The sequence below is a fragment of the Ectopseudomonas khazarica genome, from assembly GCF_004521985.1.
GTDB lineage: Bacteria > Pseudomonadota > Gammaproteobacteria > Pseudomonadales > Pseudomonadaceae > Aquipseudomonas > Aquipseudomonas khazarica.
Genome location: NZ_SBHZ01000063.1, coordinates 1 through 387, shown reverse-complemented (window position 1 = coordinate 387; position 387 = coordinate 1). Strand labels below are relative to the sequence as shown.

Genomic DNA, 387 nt, shown 5'->3' with positions numbered 1-387 from the left:
GCTTATGGCGCATGTCGGTGCAGATGACCCGCACGACACCCTTGCGGCGGATGATCTTGCAGTTGCGGCAGATTTTCTTGACCGAAGCCGAAACTCTCATTTCACTCTCCTAAAACTAGTCCATTCGTTCCGGCCACGCGCGGAACACACTTTGCGTGCCCGCGATGGATCGATGGGCATCATTAACCGTACATGCTGGAGGCGAACCCGCGATTGTAGCGGATCCGCTTCCGGCTCGCCAGACCTCAGGAGCCTGGTGTTGCTTTGAAGTTCGCCTTCTTGAGCAGCGACTCGTACTGCTGGGACATCATGTAGTTCTGCACCTGGGCCATGAAGTCCATGGTGACGACCACGATGATCAGCAGGGACGTGCCACCGAAATAGAAC

1 protein-coding gene and 1 pseudogene are annotated in these 387 nt (G+C 56.3%); both read right to left on the bottom strand.

The window, feature by feature from the left end; translation table 11 throughout:
- Nucleotides 1-100 (bottom strand): 50S ribosomal protein L36 (gene rpmJ, locus EPK82_RS24730; RefSeq protein ID WP_134678356.1); only part of this gene is annotated, 100 nt, incomplete at its 3' end.
- A 145-nt stretch (nt 101-245) separates the two neighbouring features.
- Nucleotides 246-387, bottom strand: a pseudogene (gene secY / locus EPK82_RS24725) (preprotein translocase subunit SecY); the annotation flags it as partial.